14 protein-coding genes are annotated in these 17,485 nt (G+C 78.1%); 9 read left to right on the top strand and 5 right to left on the bottom strand.

All coding sequences use genetic code 11. From position 1 onward, the window contains the following. Nucleotides 1–20 precede the first annotated feature (20 nt). Nucleotides 21–1,172 carry an exonuclease SbcCD subunit D gene (locus ACI79Z_RS00070; protein ID WP_456901339.1) on the top strand — a complete coding sequence of 384 codons (1,152 nt, stop codon included), beginning with the start codon at nt 21–23 and terminating at the stop codon, nt 1,170–1,172. Further along, a complete protein-coding gene (locus ACI79Z_RS00065) occupies nt 1,169–4,129 on the top strand; it encodes an AAA family ATPase (RefSeq protein WP_456901338.1) in 2,961 nt (986 codons plus the stop codon). Before ACI79Z_RS00070 ends, ACI79Z_RS00065 begins: the two co-directional genes overlap by 4 nt. 39 nt (nt 4,130–4,168) lie before the next feature. Here ACI79Z_RS00065 and ACI79Z_RS00060 read toward each other — a convergent pair whose 3' ends face one another. Together ACI79Z_RS00060 and ACI79Z_RS00055 are read right to left on the bottom strand one after the other, a co-directional pair. Next, on the bottom strand, nt 4,169–4,651 hold the full coding sequence (locus ACI79Z_RS00060; RefSeq protein ID WP_456901337.1) for a hypothetical protein: 483 nt from the start codon (nt 4,649–4,651) through the stop codon (nt 4,169–4,171). A 106-nt stretch (nt 4,652–4,757) separates the two neighbouring features. After that, a complete protein-coding gene (locus tag ACI79Z_RS00055) occupies nt 4,758–5,276 on the bottom strand; it encodes a GtrA family protein (protein ID WP_387991371.1) in 519 nt (172 codons plus the stop codon). A 121-nt stretch (nt 5,277–5,397) separates the two neighbouring features. Between ACI79Z_RS00055 and ACI79Z_RS00050 the strand changes: the two genes are divergently transcribed. The 5 genes from ACI79Z_RS00050 (at nt 5,398) to ACI79Z_RS00030 (ending at nt 10,002) form a co-directional block, all read left to right on the top strand. Then, nucleotides 5,398–6,060: an SGNH/GDSL hydrolase family protein gene (locus tag ACI79Z_RS00050; protein ID WP_456901336.1), complete on the top strand. Its 663-nt coding sequence runs from the start codon at nt 5,398–5,400 to the stop codon at nt 6,058–6,060. A gap of 31 nt (nt 6,061–6,091) precedes the next feature. Next, complete coding sequence (locus ACI79Z_RS00045) at nt 6,092–7,351, top strand: 5-(carboxyamino)imidazole ribonucleotide synthase (RefSeq protein ID WP_456901335.1); 1,260 nt, start codon at nt 6,092–6,094, stop codon at nt 7,349–7,351. Between the two features lies 1 nt (nt 7,352). Then, nucleotides 7,353–7,877, top strand: coding sequence for a 5-(carboxyamino)imidazole ribonucleotide mutase (gene purE, locus ACI79Z_RS00040; protein ID WP_456901334.1), 525 nt, complete (start codon nt 7,353–7,355; stop codon nt 7,875–7,877). A gap of 9 nt (nt 7,878–7,886) precedes the next feature. Beyond that, nucleotides 7,887–9,056 (top strand): acyl-CoA dehydrogenase family protein, encoded by a 1,170-nt coding sequence (locus tag ACI79Z_RS00035; RefSeq protein ID WP_456901333.1) that lies wholly within the window; start codon nt 7,887–7,889, stop codon nt 9,054–9,056. Nucleotides 9,057–9,189: 133 nt separating this feature from the next. Continuing rightward, entirely contained in the window at nt 9,190–10,002 is an 813-nt protein-coding gene (locus ACI79Z_RS00030) for an alpha/beta fold hydrolase (RefSeq protein ID WP_387991382.1), read from the top strand. Here ACI79Z_RS00030 and ACI79Z_RS00025 read toward each other — a convergent pair. Together ACI79Z_RS00025 and ACI79Z_RS00020 are read right to left on the bottom strand one after the other, a co-directional pair. Beyond that, entirely contained in the window at nt 9,950–11,107 is a 1,158-nt protein-coding gene (locus ACI79Z_RS00025; RefSeq protein ID WP_456901332.1) for a glycosyltransferase family 4 protein, read from the bottom strand. The genes ACI79Z_RS00030 and ACI79Z_RS00025 overlap by 53 nt on opposite strands. After that, nucleotides 11,104–12,399: a hypothetical protein gene (locus ACI79Z_RS00020; RefSeq protein WP_456901331.1), complete on the bottom strand. Its 1,296-nt coding sequence runs from the start codon at nt 12,397–12,399 to the stop codon at nt 11,104–11,106. The genes ACI79Z_RS00025 and ACI79Z_RS00020 overlap by 4 nt, the downstream gene beginning before the upstream one ends. 124 nt (nt 12,400–12,523) lie before the next feature. Here ACI79Z_RS00020 and ACI79Z_RS00015 point away from each other — a divergent pair, with 124 nt between their 5' ends. Both ACI79Z_RS00015 and ACI79Z_RS00010 read left to right on the top strand, forming a co-directional pair. Beyond that, nucleotides 12,524–15,646 carry an arabinosyltransferase domain-containing protein gene (locus ACI79Z_RS00015; protein WP_456901330.1) on the top strand — a complete coding sequence of 1,041 codons (3,123 nt, stop codon included), beginning with the start codon at nt 12,524–12,526 and terminating at the stop codon, nt 15,644–15,646. Between the two features lie 141 nt (nt 15,647–15,787). Further along, the gene (locus ACI79Z_RS00010; protein WP_387991393.1) at nt 15,788–16,780 is read left to right on the top strand and encodes a decaprenyl-phosphate phosphoribosyltransferase; all 993 of its coding nucleotides are present in this window, start codon (nt 15,788–15,790) and stop codon (nt 16,778–16,780) included. Between the two features lie 9 nt (nt 16,781–16,789). On the opposite strand, the gene ACI79Z_RS00005 is transcribed toward ACI79Z_RS00010, so the two are convergent. Then, a partial coding sequence (locus ACI79Z_RS00005) for a DUF1028 domain-containing protein (RefSeq protein ID WP_456901329.1) occupies nt 16,790–17,485 on the bottom strand: 696 nt, incomplete at its 5' end.

The following is a 17,485-nucleotide window of genomic DNA, read 5'->3' as shown; positions in this document are numbered from 1 at the left end:
CCGACCTACCCTGCGCGCCCATGCGGCTGCTGCACACCTCGGACTGGCACATCGGGCGGTCGCTGCACGGCGCGGAGCTGCTCGCCGAGCAGGAGGCGGTGCTGTCCGGGCTGGCCCGGGTCGTGGCCGACGAGGGCGTCGACGCCGTCGTCGTGGCCGGGGACGTCTACGACCGGGCGGTGCCCTCGGCCGACGCGCAGGCCGTGCTCGACCGGGTGGTCGGCCGCCTGGTCGGCGCCGGCGCCACGGTCGTCCTCACCCCGGGCAACCACGACTCGGCGCGGCGGCTGGGCACCTTCTCCTCGCTGCTGACCAAGGCCGGGCTGCACGTCCGCGCCGAGACCGCGCGGCTGGACGAGCCGGTGCTGCTGGCCGACGCGCACGGCGAGGTCGCCGTCTACGGGCTGCCCTACCTCGAGCCGGAGATCGCCCGGCACGAGCTCGGCGTGCCGGACGCGCGCAGCCACGAGGGCGTCCTGCGGGCGGCGATGGACCGGGTGCGCGCCGACCTGTTCCTGCGCCCCGGCACCCGCTCGGTGGTGCTCGCGCACGCCTTCGTCGGCGGCGGGGTGGCCAGCGATAGCGAGCGCGACATCTGCGTCGGCGGGGTCGACGTGGTGCCGGCGCCGGTGTTCGACGGCGTCGACTACGTGGCGCTGGGGCACCTGCACCGCCCGCAGACCCTCAGCGACCGGATGCGCTACAGCGGCTCCCCGCTGGGGTACTCCTTCGGCGAGGCCGGGCAGGACAAGCAGGTGTGGCTGGTCGACCTCGACGCCGGCGGGCTGGCCGGCGTCCGGTCCGTGCCGCTGCCCGCGCCCCGGCCGCTGACCGTGCTCACCGGCACCCTCGACGACCTGCTCGCCGACCCCGCCCACACCGCCGCCGAGGAGGCATGGGTGTCCGCCCGGCTCACCGACCCCGTCCGCCCCGCCGACCCGATGCGCGCGCTGCGCACCCGGTTCGGCCAGTGCGTGCACCTGGAGTGGATCGGCGGCACCGCCGGCGGCGACGGCCGCAGCTACCAGGAGCGGCTGCGCGGCCGGGACGACCTCGACGTCGCGGGGGAGTTCGTCGCGCACGTCCGCGGCGGGGTGGGCGTCACGCCCGCCGAGCGCGACCTGCTGGCCCGGGCGCTGGGCGCCGCGGGCCGCGAGGAGCTCGCCCGGTGAGGCTGCACACCCTCACCCTCACCGCCTTCGGGCCCTTCGCCGGCACCGAGACCGTCCGGGTCGACGAGGTGGCCCGCGACGGGCTGTTCCTGCTCTGGGGCCCCACCGGCGCGGGCAAGACGACGCTGCTCGACGCCGTGGTCTTCGCGCTCTACGGCACCGTCCCGGGCGCCCGCGGCGAGGCCCGCCGGCTGCGCAGCGACCACGCCGACGCGGCCACCCGCACCGAGGTCTCCTGCGAGCTGACCCTCGCCGGCGAGCGGCTGCTGGTCGTCCGCCGCCCGGAGCAGACCCGGCCGAAGAAGCGCGGCACCGGGGAGACCACCGAGCAGGCCAAGCTCACCGTGCAGCGCCACACGGCCGACGGCTGGGAGCCGGTGAGCACCCGCATCGACGAGGGCTCGGAGTACCTGCGGGTGCGGCTGGGCCTGTCGGCCGAGCAGTTCTGCCAGGTGGTGCTGCTGCCCCAGGGCGACTTCGCCCGCTTCCTGCGCGCCGAGCCCGAGGACCGCGGCCGGCTGCTGCGCACCCTGTTCGACGTCGACCGGTTCGCCCGCGCCGAGGACTGGCTGGCCGGGGAGCGGCGGGCCGCCGAGGAGGAGCTGCGCGCCGACCGGCACCGGGTCAGCACGCTGCTGCACCGCGTCGCCCAGATCGCCGACGTCGAGGTGCCCGAGGAACTCGCCCCCGAGCTGGTCGGCGCCCGCCCCGGCGCCTCGGTCGGCGCCTGGGTGACCGGGGTGCGGGGCCGGGCGGCCGAGCGGCTGGTCGCCGCGGCCGCCGAGGCCGACGACGCCGCCGCCGCGAGCACCCGGGCCGAGGCGGAGCTCGCCGCCGCGCGGGCGCTGGCCGACCGGCACGCCCGCCGCGACCGGGCCCGCGCCGAGCTGGAGCGGCTCACCGCGCGCGAGCCGGAGCTGGCGCCGCTGCGGGACCGGGCCGACGCCGGCCGCCGCGCCGAGGTGCTGCGCGACGTGCTGGACGCCGCCGGGCGCGCCGCCCGCGCCGCCGAGCGGACCGCCACCGCCCGGGAGGCCGCCGAAGCCGCCTGGGCCGCGGTCTCCGGCGGGCGCCCGGCCGGCCCGGAGCCGGCCCGGGAGCTGCGCGACGCCGCCGCCGCGGTGCGGGCCCTGCTGCCCGAGGCCGACCGCGCCGCGGACCTGGCCGCCGAGGTCGCCCGCCTGGCCCGCGAGGGTGAACGGCTCACCGGCCGGGTCGCCGGCGGCGCCCGCGCCGTCGAGGAGGAGCCCGCCCGGGTCGCCGCGGCGCAGGCGCGGCTCGACGCGGCGCAGGCCGCGGCCGCCCGCCTGCCCGGCCTCACCGCCGCCGACGAGGCCGCCCGCGCCGCGCTGGAGGCGGCCACCCGCGCCGCGGAGGTGACCGGCCGGCTCGACCGTGCCGCCAAGGCCGCCGACGCCGCCCGGCTGGGCTGGCTGGAGGCCCGCGAGCGGCTGGTCGAGGTCCGCACCGCCCGGCTGGAGGGCATGGCCGCCGAGCTCGCCGCCGGGCTGACCGACGGCGCCGACTGCCCGGTCTGCGGCTCGGCCGAGCACCCGCGCCCCGCGGTGCCGGCCGGCCCCGCGGTCACCGCCGACGACGAGGAGCGCGCCCGCGCCGCCGTCGACGCCGCCGAGGAGCGGCGCACCGCCGCCGGCCGGGCGGTCGAGGAGCTCGAGCGGCGGCTCGCGGTGCTGCGCGCGCAGGCCGGGGAGCTGCCGGCCGCCGAGCTGGCCGGGCGGGCGGCGGCCGCGGCGGCCGAGCGCGCCGAGGTGGCGGCGCTGGCCCGCGGGGTGGAGGCCGCCCGCCGCGAGCTGGCGGCGGCCGAGCAGCGGCGCGACGCCGCCGCCACGGCGCTGGCCGCCGACCGCGAGGCGCTGCAGCGGGTCACCGCCGAGCACGCCGCCCGCGCCGAGTCCCACGCCGAGCTGGCCGCCCGCCTCGACGCCGCCCGCGGGGAGGACCGGGACCTGCCGGCCCGCGTCGCGCGGCTCACCGCCGAGGCCGCCCGCTGCGAGGCCGCCGTCGCCGCCGCCGAGGACGAGGGCCGCGCCCGCACCGCCGCCGGGGAGGCCCGGGACGCCGCGGAGCAGCGCGCCGCCGCGGCCGGGTTCGCCGGCGTGGGGGAGGCGGCCGCCGCCCTGCTGGAGGACGGCCGGCTGGCCGCGCTGGACCGTCGGCTGCGCGACCACGACGAGGCGCACGCCGTGGTCGTCGCCACCCTCGCCGACCCCGAGCTCGCCGACCTCGGCGAGCGCCCCGATGTCGCGGCCGGGCAGCAGCGCTGCGCGGAGCTGACCGCCCGCCGCGAGGACGCCGTCACCGCGCTCGACCAGGCCCGCCGCTGCGCGGACGCCCTCGACGCGCTGGCCGGCGACGTCGTCTCGGCCGAGGTCGAGCTGGCCGAGCGGCGGGCCCGCGCCGAGCAGGTCTCGGGCCTGGCCGACCTGGTCGGCGGGCGCGGGGCGAACACGCTGCGGATGCGGCTGCAGTCGTTCGTGCTCGCCGCTCGGCTCGAGCAGGTCGCCGAGGTGGCCAGCAGGCGGCTGCAGGAGATGTCCCGCGGCCGCTACACCTTCCTGCACAGCGACGCGCTGGGCCGCCACGGCGCCCGCGGCGGCCTGGGCCTCGACGTCCTCGACGAGTACACCGGCGTGCGGCGGCCGACGAAGACCCTGTCGGGCGGGGAGAGCTTCATGGCCTCCCTCGCCCTGGCCCTGGGCCTGGCCGACGTCGTCACCGCCGAGGCCGGCGGGGTGCAGATGGACACCCTGTTCGTCGACGAGGGCTTCGGCACCCTCGACGCGCAGGCGCTCGACGCGGTCATGGGCGTGCTCGACGAGCTGCGCCGCGGCGGGCGGACCGTCGGCGTGATCAGCCACCTGGAGGAGCTGCGCACCCGCATCCCCACCCGCCTCGAGGTCGTCGCGGGACGGTCGGGGTCGCGGCTGGCCGGCTGAGCGCGGCCGGCGGCCGGGTCAGCGCGGCCGGCGGCCGGGTCAGCGCGGCTCGGCCGCCGCCGCCAGGGCCGGGGCGGCCTCGGCGATCCGCTGCAGCAGCCGGTCGAGGGGGTCGCCGCACAGGGTGGCGATCCGGTCGACGGTCCGGGTGAGCTCGGCGACGGTGAGCGGGTGCTCGGCGACGCCGGCGTTCGACCACGCCGGCCGCATGCCGGGCTCGCCGTGCGCCGGCTCCCACACCGTGTGCACCACGGTCGTGCGCACCGCGTAGAGCTTGCGCACCTGGTGGGTCCAGTCGACGACGTCGTCGTTGAGCCGGCGGTCCCGGACGCGCAGCGGCATGAGGTTGCGGATGAGGCGGACCAGCGCGTCGAGCTCCAGCGGGAGCAGGTAGGGCGCGGCGACCCGGTCGATGCCGGACAGCGCCCGCGCCAGCCGGGACACCGCCCGCTCCGCCGACGCCGCCGCCGCGACCAGCCGCCCGACGGCGGCCTCCCACTCCGGGGCCTCGACCGCCGTCACGCCTCCCCTCCCGGGAGGGCCGTCGGCCGGGGGTCCCGGCGCTGCGCTCGGGCGGGTGCGGGGAGCGGTGCGTGCACGCCCCCAGTCTGCCGGGTCCGCGGCGCGGCTACCGGTCCGCGGGGGACAGGCGGCCGGTCGCCAGGCCCGCCGGCGCGCGCGGGGCCGGCGCGGCGGGGAACACCCAGGTGCGGTAGCTGACGAAGCGGATCACCGTGCCGACGGCGATGGAGACGACGTTCGCGGCCTGCAGCACCAGCGCGCTCTCCTGGCCGAGCGGGTGCCGGACCACGTAGACGATCGCCAGCCCGAGCAGCAGCGTCACCGCGTTGACCACGGCGAAGGCGAGGTACTCGCGGCGCAGCCCGGTGCGCGCCCGGCCGGCGAAGGACCACCAGCGGTGCCCGGCGAACGCCACCGACGTCGACACCGTGGTGGACACCAGCTTCGCCACCACCGCGCCGGCACCGGCGTGCGCGTACAGATACTGGAACAGCGCGAGGTCGAGGACGAACGAGACCCCGCCCACCACGCCGAACGCCGACAGCTCCCGCAGCAGCACCCGCCAGGTGCCGCGCAGCCGCTGGAGGAGGGCGCCGCGGCGACGTCGACGTCCCGGGGCCAGCACGGACCCGAGGGTACGGGTCGCGGCGCGGCGGACGCCGGGACACACGGGATACTCGGGCATCGTGCGCAGCTCCCTCGGGTCCCCGTCCCTCCGGTGGCCGGGACGCCGGTGGGCGGCCGCGGTGCTCGCCGCAGCCCTCCTGACCGCCGGCTGCGGCGCCGCCCACGAGGCTCCCCCGTCGGCGAGCGCCACCGCGCCGGCCCCCCAGGCGGGCACCGCGCCGGAGGGGACGACGCAGACCCTGGGGTTCGCCGTCGTCGGGGACTCGATCACCGCCGGCCTGGACGCCCCCGTCGAGGGCACCGAGGTCCGCGGGCGGAACTCGTGGGTGCGCGCGGCCGACGTCGCCCCGCTGGAGTTCCGGGGCGGCTGGGCGGTACCCGGTGCCCGCACGGCGGACATGAGCGCGGGCGTCCGGCCGGTGCAGGCCGACGTCCTGGTCGTCCTGGCCGGCACCAACGACGTGCTCCACTCCGTCCCGTGGGAGGAGACCCGGCAGAACCTGCTCGACGCCGTGGCCACCGCCGGCGTGCAGCGGGTCGTCCTGGTCGCCGTCCCGCCGCTGGATGTCGACCCGGAGGGGCGGGAGGAGCTCGACGCGCGGCTGGTCGAGCTCGCCGGCGAGCAGGGCTGGGCGCACCTGGACCCGTGGACCGACGTCGACACCGGGGAGGGCACCTTCGCCCCGGGCGCCTCCGAGGACGGCGTGCACCCGACCCAGGCGGTCGCGGACCTGGTCGGCGCCCGCATCCGGGCGGCGCTGCTCGACCTCGCCGGGAACTGAGCCGGCCGGCCCCGGCTAGCCTCGTCCTGCCATGTCCTCCGATCCCGCCTCGCCCGATCCCGCCTCGCCCGATCCCGCCTCGCCGCCACCCGCCCCGACCGACCCCCGGACCGGGCTCCCCGTCATCGCGATGGTCGGCGGGGGCCAGCTCGCCCGGATGACCCACCAGGCCGCGATCGCGCTCGGCCAGTCGCTGCGCGTGCTGTCCACCGGTCCCGACGAGTCCGCGGCGCTGGTCGCCGCCGACGTCCGGATCGGCGACCACCGCGACCTCGACGCGCTGCGCGCCGTGGCCGACGGCGCCACCGTGCTCACCTTCGACCACGAGCACGTGCCCACCGAGCACCTGCGGACGCTGGCCGCCGAGGGCGTCCGCGTCGCCCCCGGCCCCGACGCGCTCGTGCACGCCCAGGACAAGCTCGTCCTGCGCCGCGCCCTCGCCGCCGCCGGGGAGCCCCAGCCGGCGTGGGCCGAGGTCGAGACCCTGCAGGGCATCACCGACCTCGCGGAGTCGGTGGGCTGGCCGGTGGTCGTGAAGACCCCGCGCGGCGGCTACGACGGCCGCGGCGTGTTCGTCGTCGGCGCGGCCGAGGAGGCCGCCGGCCTGCTCGAGGCGCACGGCCGGCTGCTGGTCGAGGAGCGGGTGCCGCTGGTCCGCGAGCTCGCGGTGCTGGTGGCCCGCTCGCCGTTCGGGCAGGTCGCCGTCTGGCCGGTGGTGGAGACCGTGCAGCGCGACGGCATCAACACCGAGGTCCTCGCGCCGGCCCCGGACCTCGACGAGGACACCGCGACGGCCGCGCAGGAGCTCGCCGTGCGGGTCGCCGACCGGGTCGGCGTCGTCGGCGTCATGGCCGTCGAGCTGTTCCAGACCCCCGACGGCGTGCTGGTCAACGAGCTGGCGATGCGCCCGCACAACTCCGGGCACTGGACGATCGAGGGCGCGCGCACCAGCCAGTTCGAGCAGCACCTGCGCGCCGTCCTCGACTACCCCCTGGGGTCGACGGCGATGGCCGCGCCCGCCGTCGTCATGGCCAACGTCCTCGGCGGCCGCGCGTCGGAGCCCGGCTGGGACGGGCCCGGCCTCGACGAGCGCGTCCACCACCTGATGGCGCACTGGCCCGACGTCAAGCTGCACTGGTACGGCAAGGGCCAGCGCCCCGGGCGCAAGCTCGGCCACGTGACGGCGCTGGGGGAGGACCTCGCGGAGGTGCGCGCCCGCGCCGTCGCCGCGGCCCGCTACCTCGCCGACGGCGTGGTCGACCCCGCGTTCGCCTTCCCCGAGGAGCACTGACGTGAGCGAGCCGCTGGTCGGGATCGTCATGGGCAGCGACTCGGACTGGCCCACCATGGAGCCGGCCGCGGAGGCGCTCGCGGAGTTCGGCGTCCCGTACGAGGTGCACGTGCTGTCCGCGCACCGCACTCCGCAGCGGATGCTCGACTACGCCGGCTCGGCCGCCGGGCGCGGGCTGCGGGTGCTGGTCGCCGGCGCCGGGGGAGCGGCGCACCTGCCGGGGATGCTCGCCGCGGCCACCCCGCTGCCGGTGGTCGGCGTACCGCGGCCGCTGGACCGCCTCGACGGCCTGGACAGCCTGCTGTCGATCGTGCAGATGCCCGCGGGCGTGCCGGTCGCGACGGTGTCCATCGGGGGCGGCCGCAACGCCGGCCTGCTCGCGGTGCGCATCCTCGCCGCGGGCGACCCGGGGCTGCGGGCCGCTGTCGAGCGGTTCCAGGCCGACCTGGCCGACTCCGTCGTGGCGCGGGACGCGGCGCTGCGGGCCCGGCTGACCGGCGACGGCGGATCTGCTGGGACGTCCTAGCATCTACCCGTGAGTACGAGCGGGCTGTACCAGCTGACCGAGGAGCACGACGCGATCCGGGCCGCGGTCCGCGACATCGCCGAGCGCGAGATCGCCCCGCACGCCGCGGACGTCGACGCGAACTCCCGCTTCCCGATCGAGGCGCAGAAGGCGCTGACGGCGGCCGGCTTCCACGCCACGCACATCCCGGAGCAGTACGGCGGCGAGGGCGCGGACGCGATCGCCACCTGCATCGTCATCGAGGAGGTCGCCCGGGTCGACGTCTCGGCGTCGCTCATCCCGGCGGTCAACAAGCTCGGGTCGATGCCCGTCATCCTGTCGGCCTCGGAGGACCTCAAGCGGAAGGTGCTCCCGTCGATCGCCGAGGGCCGGGCGATGATCAGCTACGGCCTCTCCGAGCGGGAGGCCGGCTCCGACGCCGCCTCGATGAAGACCCGCGCCCGGCTCGAGGGCGACACCTGGGTGCTCAACGGCACCAAGGCCTGGATCACCAACGCCGGCGTCTCCGAGTGGTACACGGTCATGGCCGTCACCGACCCGGAGAAGCGCGCCAACGGCATCTCCGCCTTCGTCGTCCACCGCGACGACCCGGGCTTCGCGGTGGGCCCCAAGGAGCGGAAGATGGGCATCAAGGGCTCGCCCACCTGCGAGCTCTACTTCACCGACTGCGCCATCCCGGCCGACCGGGTCATCGGCGAGCCCGGCACCGGCTTCAAGACCGCGCTGCGGACGCTGGACTTCACCCGCCCGACCATCGGCGCGCAGGCCGTGGGCGTCGCCCAGGGCGCCCTCGACGCCGCCGTCGAGTACACCCGCGAGCGGAAGCAGTTCGGCAAGGCCGTCAGCGACTTCCAGGGCGTGCAGTTCATGCTCGCCGACATGGCCATGCAGATCGAGGCCGCCCGGCACCTGGTCTACGTCGCCGCTGCCCGCGGCGAGGCGGGCCACTCCGGCGGCAAGGTGGACCCCGACCTCGGCCGGCTGTGCGCCGCGGCCAAGGCCTTCGCCTCCGACGTCGCCATGAAGGTCACCACCGACGCCGTCCAGCTGTTCGGCGGCGCCGGCTACACGCAGGACTTCCCGGTCGAGCGCATGATGCGCGACGCCAAGATCACCCAGATCTACGAGGGCACCAACCAGATCCAGCGGATGGTCATCGCCCGCAGCCTCCTGAGGTAGGGCTCTCCCGCCCCGTGACGGCGCGCCGCCACGGGGCACGGGACCCGCCCACCGGCTCCCGCGGCGCGCGACGATGGCAGCTCCCAGCCCGGGCCGGGAGCCGTCCGGCCCCATGCAGTGGAGGGCCGGACCGATGGGCGCAGCGGTGCGAGCGGGCGACGTCAGGCTGTGGGTCGAGCAGCGGGGGAGCGGGCCCGAGGTCCTGCTCGTCAACGGCGGCGGTGACCCGCTCGAGGCCTGGCAGGCCCAGCTCGACGGGCTGTCCGACCGCTACCGGCTGATCGCCTTCGACAACCGCGACGTCGGCCGCTCGACCCGCCCGGACCTGGCCTACACGGTGGCCGACCTGGCCGACGACGCGGCCGGCGTGCTGCTCGAGTGCGGAGCCGGCCCCGCCCACGTCGTCGGCTACTCCGGGGGCGGCGTGATCGCGCAGGAGCTCGCCCTGCGGCACCCGGACACCGTCCGCAGCCTCGTGCTGGTCGGCACCTGGGGCCGTCCCGACGTCCGCTGGCACCACGTGGTCGGCTCCTGGCTCTGGATGGCCGAGCGGGCGCCGAGCGAGCGGGCGTTCCTCGAGGCCTTCTTCGCCTGGGCCTACACCCACCGCGCCCACGAGGACGGGCGGGTCGACCGGACGATCGAGGCCGCGCTGGCCTTCCCGTACCCGCAGTCCAGCGAGTCCTTCCAGCGCTTCGCCGACGCCTTCTGGGACCACGCGACCCTCGACCGGCTGCCGCGGATCGCCGTCCCGACGCTGGTCCTCACCGGCAGCGCGGACCCCATCGCCCCACCGGACTACGGCCGCGCGGTGGCCGAGGCCGTCCCGGGAGCGCGCTTCGAGCTGATCGAGGGCCAGGCGCACGCGCCGTTCGAGGAGGTGCCCGAGGAGTTCAACCGCCGGCTCGACGCCTTCTGGCGCGAGGTACCGGACCTCCCGCGCTGACCTCGGCGAACAGCTCCTCGTACGCGTCGAGGACGGTGCCCAGGGCGTAGCGCTCCCGCGCCCGGGCCCGGCCCCGCTCGCGGTCCGGCGGCGCCGCCGCGAGCCGGCGGAGCCCCTCGGTGAGCGCGGGCACGTCGCGCGGCGGTGCCACGACGCCGAACCCGGTCTCCCGCACCGGCGTCCGGACGCCGGGCAGGCCGCTGGCCAGCACCGGGACGCCGGCCATCATCGCCTCCACCTGCACGATGCCGAACGCCTCGAAGGAGTTCACCGACGGCAGGGCGAACACGTCGATCGAGGCGTAGAGGTCGGCGATCTGCTCCTCGGGCAGGAAGCCGAGCAGCCGCACCCGCGGGTCGCCGTCGGCCGCGCGCCGCACCTCCTCGACGACCGACCCGCCGGCGACGTCGGCGAAGTCCCCGCCGATGAGCAGGCGCGCGTCGGGGTCCCCGAGGGCGAGGAAGGCGCGCACCAGGTACTGCAGCCCCTTCTCCTCGACGATCCGCCCGAGGAACCCCACGTGCAGCCCGTCGCCGTCGCGGAACCGCGGCCGCCCGGCCGGCCGCTCGCGGCACGGCGGCGGGATCGCGGCGGTGCGCCCGGCCATCGCCGGCCACAGCCGGCTGGCCCGCGCGTAGTCCTCGCTGGACACCACGACGCGGGCGCTGCGCCGCAGCGTGGCGCGGCTGGCGAGGTCCACGCCGAGCGTCTGGGCCCGGTTGACCGCGCCCGGCGGCAGGCTGACGTCGCAGTGGTAGGTGCTGACCAGCGGCGTCCGCGTCCCGACGGCGAGCAGGCCCGCCTCCGGCATGGGCAGGTGCAGGTCCACCACGTCGGCGGTCCGGCCCGCCGCGCGCACCCGCCGCACCAGCGCCGGGCTCACCACGCCCTTGCCCAGCCGCGCCACGACCGGCGCGCGCTCGACCTCGACCCCGCGCAGCACCTCCCGCTCCGGCAGGGACCGGTCGTGCCGGCTGGTGAGCACCCGGACGCGGTGCCCGCGCGCGGCGAGCCCCTCGGCGACGTCGCGCGCCACGTTGGTGAGGCCGCTGACGTAGGGCGCGTAGTAGTCCAGCGCCACCACCAGGTCCAGCCGGTCGCTCACCGCGCTCCTCCCGTCGACCCCGCGGGGACCGGCGGCACCGGCGCGGCCCCCGTGCCCCGGCGGGTCAGCACGACCGCGCACCAGGCCAGCGCCGCCGCCGAGCCGCCCGCGAACGCCCACGACGCCCCCGCGGTGCCGGGCACCACCAGCGCGACGACGGCCGCCGCGGCCAGCCCCGCTCCCCAGGCCAGCGCGCTGTCGCGGTGGCGCGCGTCGGCCACCACGGCCTGCGCGGCCACCAGCAGGGCCAGGTGCACGACGCTGCCGGCGGCCAGGACGGCGACGTCGGCGGCCGCGGGCTCGTAGCGCTCGCCGAACACCAGCCCCACCACCGGCGGGCCGGCCAGTGCCCCGACGACCGCGGCCGCCGCGGCCAGCGCGCCGACCGCGGCGAGCAGCCGGCGCACCACCCGGGCCCGCGCCCGCGGGGGGCCCGAGCCGGCGTCGACCAGCGCCGGCAGCAGCGCACCCTGCAGGGGCACCGCCACGAACAGCGGCAGCCGCACGAGGGTGAAGGCCGCGACGAAGGCCGCGGCCGCGGTCCGTCCGGCGGTCCCGGCGGTCACCAGCACCGGCGCGGCGTTGAGCAGCGTCTGGGCGCAGACCGTGCCGACGACCAGGTGTGCCACGGCGCCGGGCGCCAGCCGCGGGACGCCGGGCGGCGCCGGGGGGCGGCGCCGCAGCCGCCACGCCAGCAGCGGCAGGTGCGCCAGCGCCAGCGCGGCGACCAGCGTCCACCCGAGGGCGGCCGGCCCCGCGGGACCGGCGAGCAGGACGACGACGGTGGCGCCGAGCACCCGCAGCACGGCGTCGGCCAGCAGCACGACGCCGTAGCTGCGGTAGCCGCCGGTGCCAACGAGCAGCCCGCGCAGCACGAACTGTCCGGGGGAGACCAGGCAGACCGCCGCCAGCGCGACGACCAGGCCGGCCGAGCCCAGCGTCGGCAGCAGCAGCGGGATCGCGGCCGCCACGGCGACGAGGCCGGCCAGGGTCAGGACGGCGGCCACCCGCAGCGTGCCGCGGGGCAGGCCGCGGCCGGGACCCAGGTGCACCAGCCGGGCGATCTCGGTCTCCAGCGGCAGGAACAGGCCGAAGCCGAGCAGCAGGGACAGCGACCAGTACGCGCCGAACCCGGCGTACTCCCCGGCGGGCAGTGCGCGGGCCACCAGCGCCAGGTAGACGTAGACCAGGACGCCGGAGACGACGACGCACAGCGCCACCCAGCTCAGCGACGGGACGAGGCGGCGCGCACCGCGGGGTGCCGGTGTCCGATCCCGGCCGCGCTGGGGCACGGGCCGACGCTAGTGCTCCGGAGGGTGCCGGGCGCGCCGGGAACGCCTGGTGGGGGGCGACGCGGCACCCGCTCGGGGTGTTCACTGGCCGGAGCCGGTCAACAGCGATCAGCAGGGGGAGCGTGTGGACGTCGTCGGGGAGGCGCGCCCGCGCCCGGTGGCGGACCCGGGACCACCCCCGCCGCCGCGCTCCCGGGGCCTCTCCCGCCTGGGGGTCCTGGCCGCGCTGGTCGCCGTCCTCGGCGCGGTGCTCCTGCCGCTGGCCCCCGTCCGCATGAGCACCCCCGCCGTCACCTGGCCGCAGGACCCCGCGCGGCCGGAGTCGACGATGCTCGAGCTGACCAACCAGGAGCCGCTGGCCCTGGACCTGCGCGTCGGCTGCGCCGCGGTCCGCGCCGCGGCGGACGTCCCCGGCGGGGTCGTGTTCTCCACGATCGTGCCGGAGCACCCCGCGGCCGGGACCGACGGCCTGCTGGTCACCTCCTCGGACGGCCGGGTCCGGGTGGTCGACCGCGGCACCGAGGTGCTCGACCAGCCGGTCCCCGCCGGCGACTGCACCTACCGGGTGACGGCGGACGCGGACGGCCTCACCGTGGTGCGGGACGGCACCCGCGTGGCCGGCCTCGCGCCGCCCGACGGCGGGACGGTGCTGCCCGACGTGGACGTCCTCGCCACCGGCCTGACCGCCCTCCCGGACGGCGACCTGCGGGTCTCGCTCACCGTGGACGACCAGTTCGACACCACGCCGACGCCGGCGAAGCTGGCGCTCACCGGGCTGGTGCTGGTCGCCGCGCTCGTCGCGCTGCTCGCCCTCGCCGCGGCCGACCGGCGCCGCGGCCCCCCGTCCGGCCCCCGGGCACCGGAGCCGCGCGCCGCCCGTCCGCGGGGGGCCGCCCGGTGGGCGGGGGGCGTGGTGGACGTCGCCGTCGTCGCGACGGCGCTGCTGTGGCTGTTCATCGCGCCCACGTCCGACGACGACGGCTACTACGCGGCGATGGCCCGCAACGCCCAGGAGACCGGGTTCGTCGGGAACTACTACCAGCTGCTCAACCAGTCGTTCACGCCGTTCACCTGGTTCTACCGGCTGCTGGGCTGGTGGCAGGAGCTGGGCGACTCACCGACGCTGCTGCGCCTGCCGTCGCTGGTCACCGGGCTGGTGACCTGGGTCCTCCTGCGCCGGCTGGTGGCCCGCGCCGGCGCGCTGCCGCCGGCGGTCGCGGCGTCCGCCTGGGGCCCGGTCGCCGCGCGGCTGCTGCTGGCCGCCGCGTTCCTCGCCTGGTGGCTGCCCTACGGCATCGGGGTGCGGCCCGAGGCCGTGGTGGGCGTGCTCGCGCTCGCCACGCTGGTGGCGGTCGCCGCCGCGCTGCGCACCGGCCGGCTGCTGCCGGTGGGGCTCGCGTTCGGGGCCGCGGGGCTGGCGGTGGCCTGCCACCCGACCGGCTTCGTCGCCCTCGCCCCGCTGGTCGCCACGCTGCCGCGGCTGGCCCGGCTGGTGGCGGCCGGGCGCGGGCGCACGGAGGCGGCGGGGCGGACGCTGCTGGTCCTCGCCCCCGGGGCGTTCGCCGTCTGCGCCGCCTTCGCCGACGGCACCCTCAACGACTTCCGCCGCGGCCAGGAGATCTTCCTGTCCATCCAGCGGCAGGACGCCTGGTACGACGAGTGGCAGCGCTACGCCTTCCTGTTCCAGTCCATCCCGATGGGCTCCTACGCCCGGCGGACGGCGGTGCTCGCCGGGATCGTGGCGCTGCTGTGGTTCCTCGTCCTGGCGGTGGCCGCGCGGGCGCGCGACGTCCGGGTCCCGCCCACGCTGCTGCTGGCCGGCGGGTCGCTCGGCGCGGCCCTGCTGCTGCTGTGGTTCACCCCGAGCAAGTGGACGCACCACTTCGGCGCGCTGTCCGGGCTCGGGCCGCTGTTCCTCGCGCTGTTCCTCGTCGCGGTGCCCGGCCTGGTCCGGGCGGTCACCCGCGACCGTCCGGTGTCCCCGACGGTCCCGGCGCTCGCCCTGGGCTCGGGGGTCGTCGTCGCCGCCCTGACCATGCGCGGGCCGAACAGCTGGCCCTACACCTGGCTCCCCGGGATGCCGAACCCGGACGAGCCGCCGTCGGTCGGCCCGGTGGCGCTGGACGACCTGCTGACCTGGGCGGTCGTGGCGCTGGTCGTGCTCGCCGCCGTCCGGGGTCTCGGGCGGCGCGCCGGGGCGGGCTGGGCGGTGGCCGTGCCGGCCCTCGCGCTGGTCCTGCTGCTCACCTCGGTGGGGTACCTGGTCGGGAGCTTCACGCTGGCCGGCCTCCGCACGCTGGACACCTGGTCCCCGGGCGCCGCCGCGCTGACCGACCCGCTCGCCCGCTCCTGCGGCGCCGCCGGCGACGTCGACGTGCTCGACGTCGCCGCGGCCCGGCCGCTGGCGCCGGTGCCCGGAGGGCCGGTGTCCGAGGGGCCCGCGGACTTCGCCGCCGGGAGCGGCTGGTTCGCCGCCGGGCCGCCGCCGGGGGAGGGGGTCGCCACCTGGAGCTGGGGCAGCCTCACCGGGCCGGGGGGCGAGGACACCACCGGCGGGCAGGTCACGCCCTGGTTCCCGCTGCCCGAGCCCGCCGACGACGAGGAGGCGGCCGTGCTGGCCGCCGGCCGCCTCGTCGGCGCCAACGGGCTGCGCGTCGAGTACGCCGAGCCGGCCGGCGACGGCGGGGCGCCACGCGTGCTGCGCACCCAGGACCTCGCCGACGGCCTGGACTCCCCGCGGTGGCGGACCTTCGTCCTGGACGCCCGCGGCGCCCGCGACGCCGGCGCCGGCCTCGTGCGCCTGGTGGCCGACGACCGCAGCGTCGGCCGGGGCGGCTGGCTGGCGTTCACCGGACCCTCGGTGCTGCCGCAGGTGCCCCTGACCGAGCTCCTCCCGGCGGACGCGCCGGTGGCCGTGGCCTGGCAGATCTCGTTCCTCTTCCCGTGCCAGCGCCAGCCCGTCGTGCGCTCGGGCGTCACCGAGCCGGCCGCCTACGGCATCGTGTGGCGGCCGGACGGCAGCACCGACGGCCTGGTCGACAACACCTGGCAGGTGTTCCGCGGCGGCGTGTTCGCCCCGGTCGAGCGCACCTCCGCCGTCACCGAGCTCGGCGTCCGGCTGCGCGGGACACCCGGGGTCCGCCAGGTGCAGGTGCTGCGCTTCGACGTGCCCTACGCCCGGGACGCGTACGACCTGGAGCGCTCCCGCGTGACCCGGCCCGGCTGGGCCGGCCCCGCCCCGGACTGAACCGTTCCGTCCCGGGACCGCGCGGGGGATTGTCCGGGGCGGGTTTCCCGGCCAGGCTCCCGGAGCATGTCCCGCCCCGGAGGACGGCCGCCGAGCCCGCGCTGGCCGTCCGGTGCGTTCCGGCAGCGCCGGGGAGGCCGCATGGACGTCGAGGACCAGCAGCTCCGGCCCCGTGCGGTGCACACGGCGTTCACCGGGAACGTCGCGGCGGACCTGCCCCGGGTGACCGGCGGCGCCCCGGCCCGCCCCGCGCGCCGCACCGCGGGCACGGTCCTCGCCGGGCTGGGGCGCACGATGCGGCCCCGGCAGTGGGTGAAGAACCTGCTGGTGTTCGCCGCGCCGCTGGCCTCGGGCACCGTGGTCCGGCCCGACGTCCTGGCCGCCACCCTGCTGGCCTTCGCCCTGTTCTGCGTCGCGGCCAGCGGCCTCTACCTGCTCAACGACGTCCGCGACGTCGACGCCGACCGCCGCCACCCGCGCAAGCGGACCCGGCCGGTGGCCTCCGGCGCGGTGCCGGTCCGGGTCGCGCTCGTCGCGGGCGGTGTCCTGCTGGCGGCGTCCCTGGGGACGGCGGCGGTCCTGGCCCGGCCGGCGCTCACCGCGGTCCTGGCCACCTACGTCTGCATCTCACTGGCCTACAGCCTGGCGCTCAAGGACCAGCCGGTGATCGACCTGGCCTGCGTCGCCTCCGGGTTCGTCCTGCGCGGCGTGGCCGGGGGCGCGGCGGCCGGCGTCGCGCTCTCGCAGTGGTTCATCCTCGTCGCGGCGTTCGGCGCGCTGTTCATGGTGGCGGGCAAGCGGTACGCCGAGCTCCTGGCGCTGGGTGAGCAGGCGGAGACCCGGCGCAGCCTGCGCGAGTACTCCGCGAGCTACCTGCGGTTCGTGTGGAGCCTGTCGGCCGCCGTCACCTGCACGACCTACGGCCTGTGGGCGTTCGAGATGCGCAGTGACAGCGGCATCCCGTGGACCACGATCTCGGTCGCGCCGTTCGTCCTGGCCCTGCTGCGCTACGCCGTCGACGTCGACCGCGGCAGCACCGGCGCGCCCGAGGAGGTCGTGCTGCGCGACCGCGGGCTGCTGCTGCTCGGCGCCGTCTGGGCGGTCACCGTCGCCCTCGGCGTCTGGACCGGCTGACCGGCCCGCTCAGCCGAGCAGGCGGGAGACCGCGGCCAGCCGCGAGTCGCCGGCCATCGAGGCCAGCCACGCCGACCAGCCGGGACGGGCGCGGACGGCCTCCAGCGCGGCCCGCGCCGCCGCGCGGTCGCCCCGCCGGGAGGCGGCCAGCGCGGCGTAGAGCTCGCGCGCGCCCTCGGGGGCGAACAGGGCGAGGGTCTCGTAGTCGCGCTCGTCGTAGGCGCGCTGCAGGTTGCGCAGCACCCGCAGTTGCGCGACCGGGTCGCCGGAGTCGTCGACGCGCAGGTCCGTCCGCACGCCGTCGTCCTCCTCGGTGGCCGGCTCCCCGCTGACCACGAGCAGCGCCGCGGACTGCCGGCCGCGCAGGTCCCCGCCGGCGTCCTGGCCCGCGGTCAGGGCGGCCAGCAGCCGGTCGGCGAGGCCGCCGCGGGCGGCCTCGTACGCCTCCGCCATCGCCGGCAGCACCTCCGGCGAGGTGAGCATGTTGCCCTGCACGCTCCAGCCCTCGCCGAGCAGGTGGCCGCTGACCGGGAAGGAGCCCGGCCCGGTGTCGGCGGCGACCGCGCCGGAGGGGGCGAGGACGGCGAGCTGCCGGTCCTGGTCCTCGGCGGCGGGGGGGGGGGGGGGGGGGGGGGGGGGGGGGGGGGGGGGGGGGGGGGGGGGGGGGGGGGGGGGGGGGGGGGGGGGGGGGGGGGGGGGGGGGGG

This window comes from Geodermatophilus sp. SYSU D00663 (assembly GCF_054050655.1).
This window is presented reverse-complemented; position numbering and strand designations above follow the sequence as displayed.

Excerpts from the sequence above, each read along its gene's own strand:
- ACI79Z_RS00070 (WP_456901339.1), top strand. The coding sequence starts at position 21 with ATGCGGCTGCTGCACACCTCGGACTGGCACATCGGGCGGTCGCTGCAC.
- ACI79Z_RS00045 (WP_456901335.1), top strand. The coding sequence starts at position 6,092 with ATGTCCTCCGATCCCGCCTCGCCCGATCCCGCCTCGCCCGATCCCGCC.
- ACI79Z_RS00010 (WP_387991393.1), top strand. The coding sequence starts at position 15,788 with ATGGACGTCGAGGACCAGCAGCTCCGGCCCCGTGCGGTGCACACGGCG.
- ACI79Z_RS00030 (WP_387991382.1), top strand. The coding sequence starts at position 9,190 with ATGGGCGCAGCGGTGCGAGCGGGCGACGTCAGGCTGTGGGTCGAGCAG.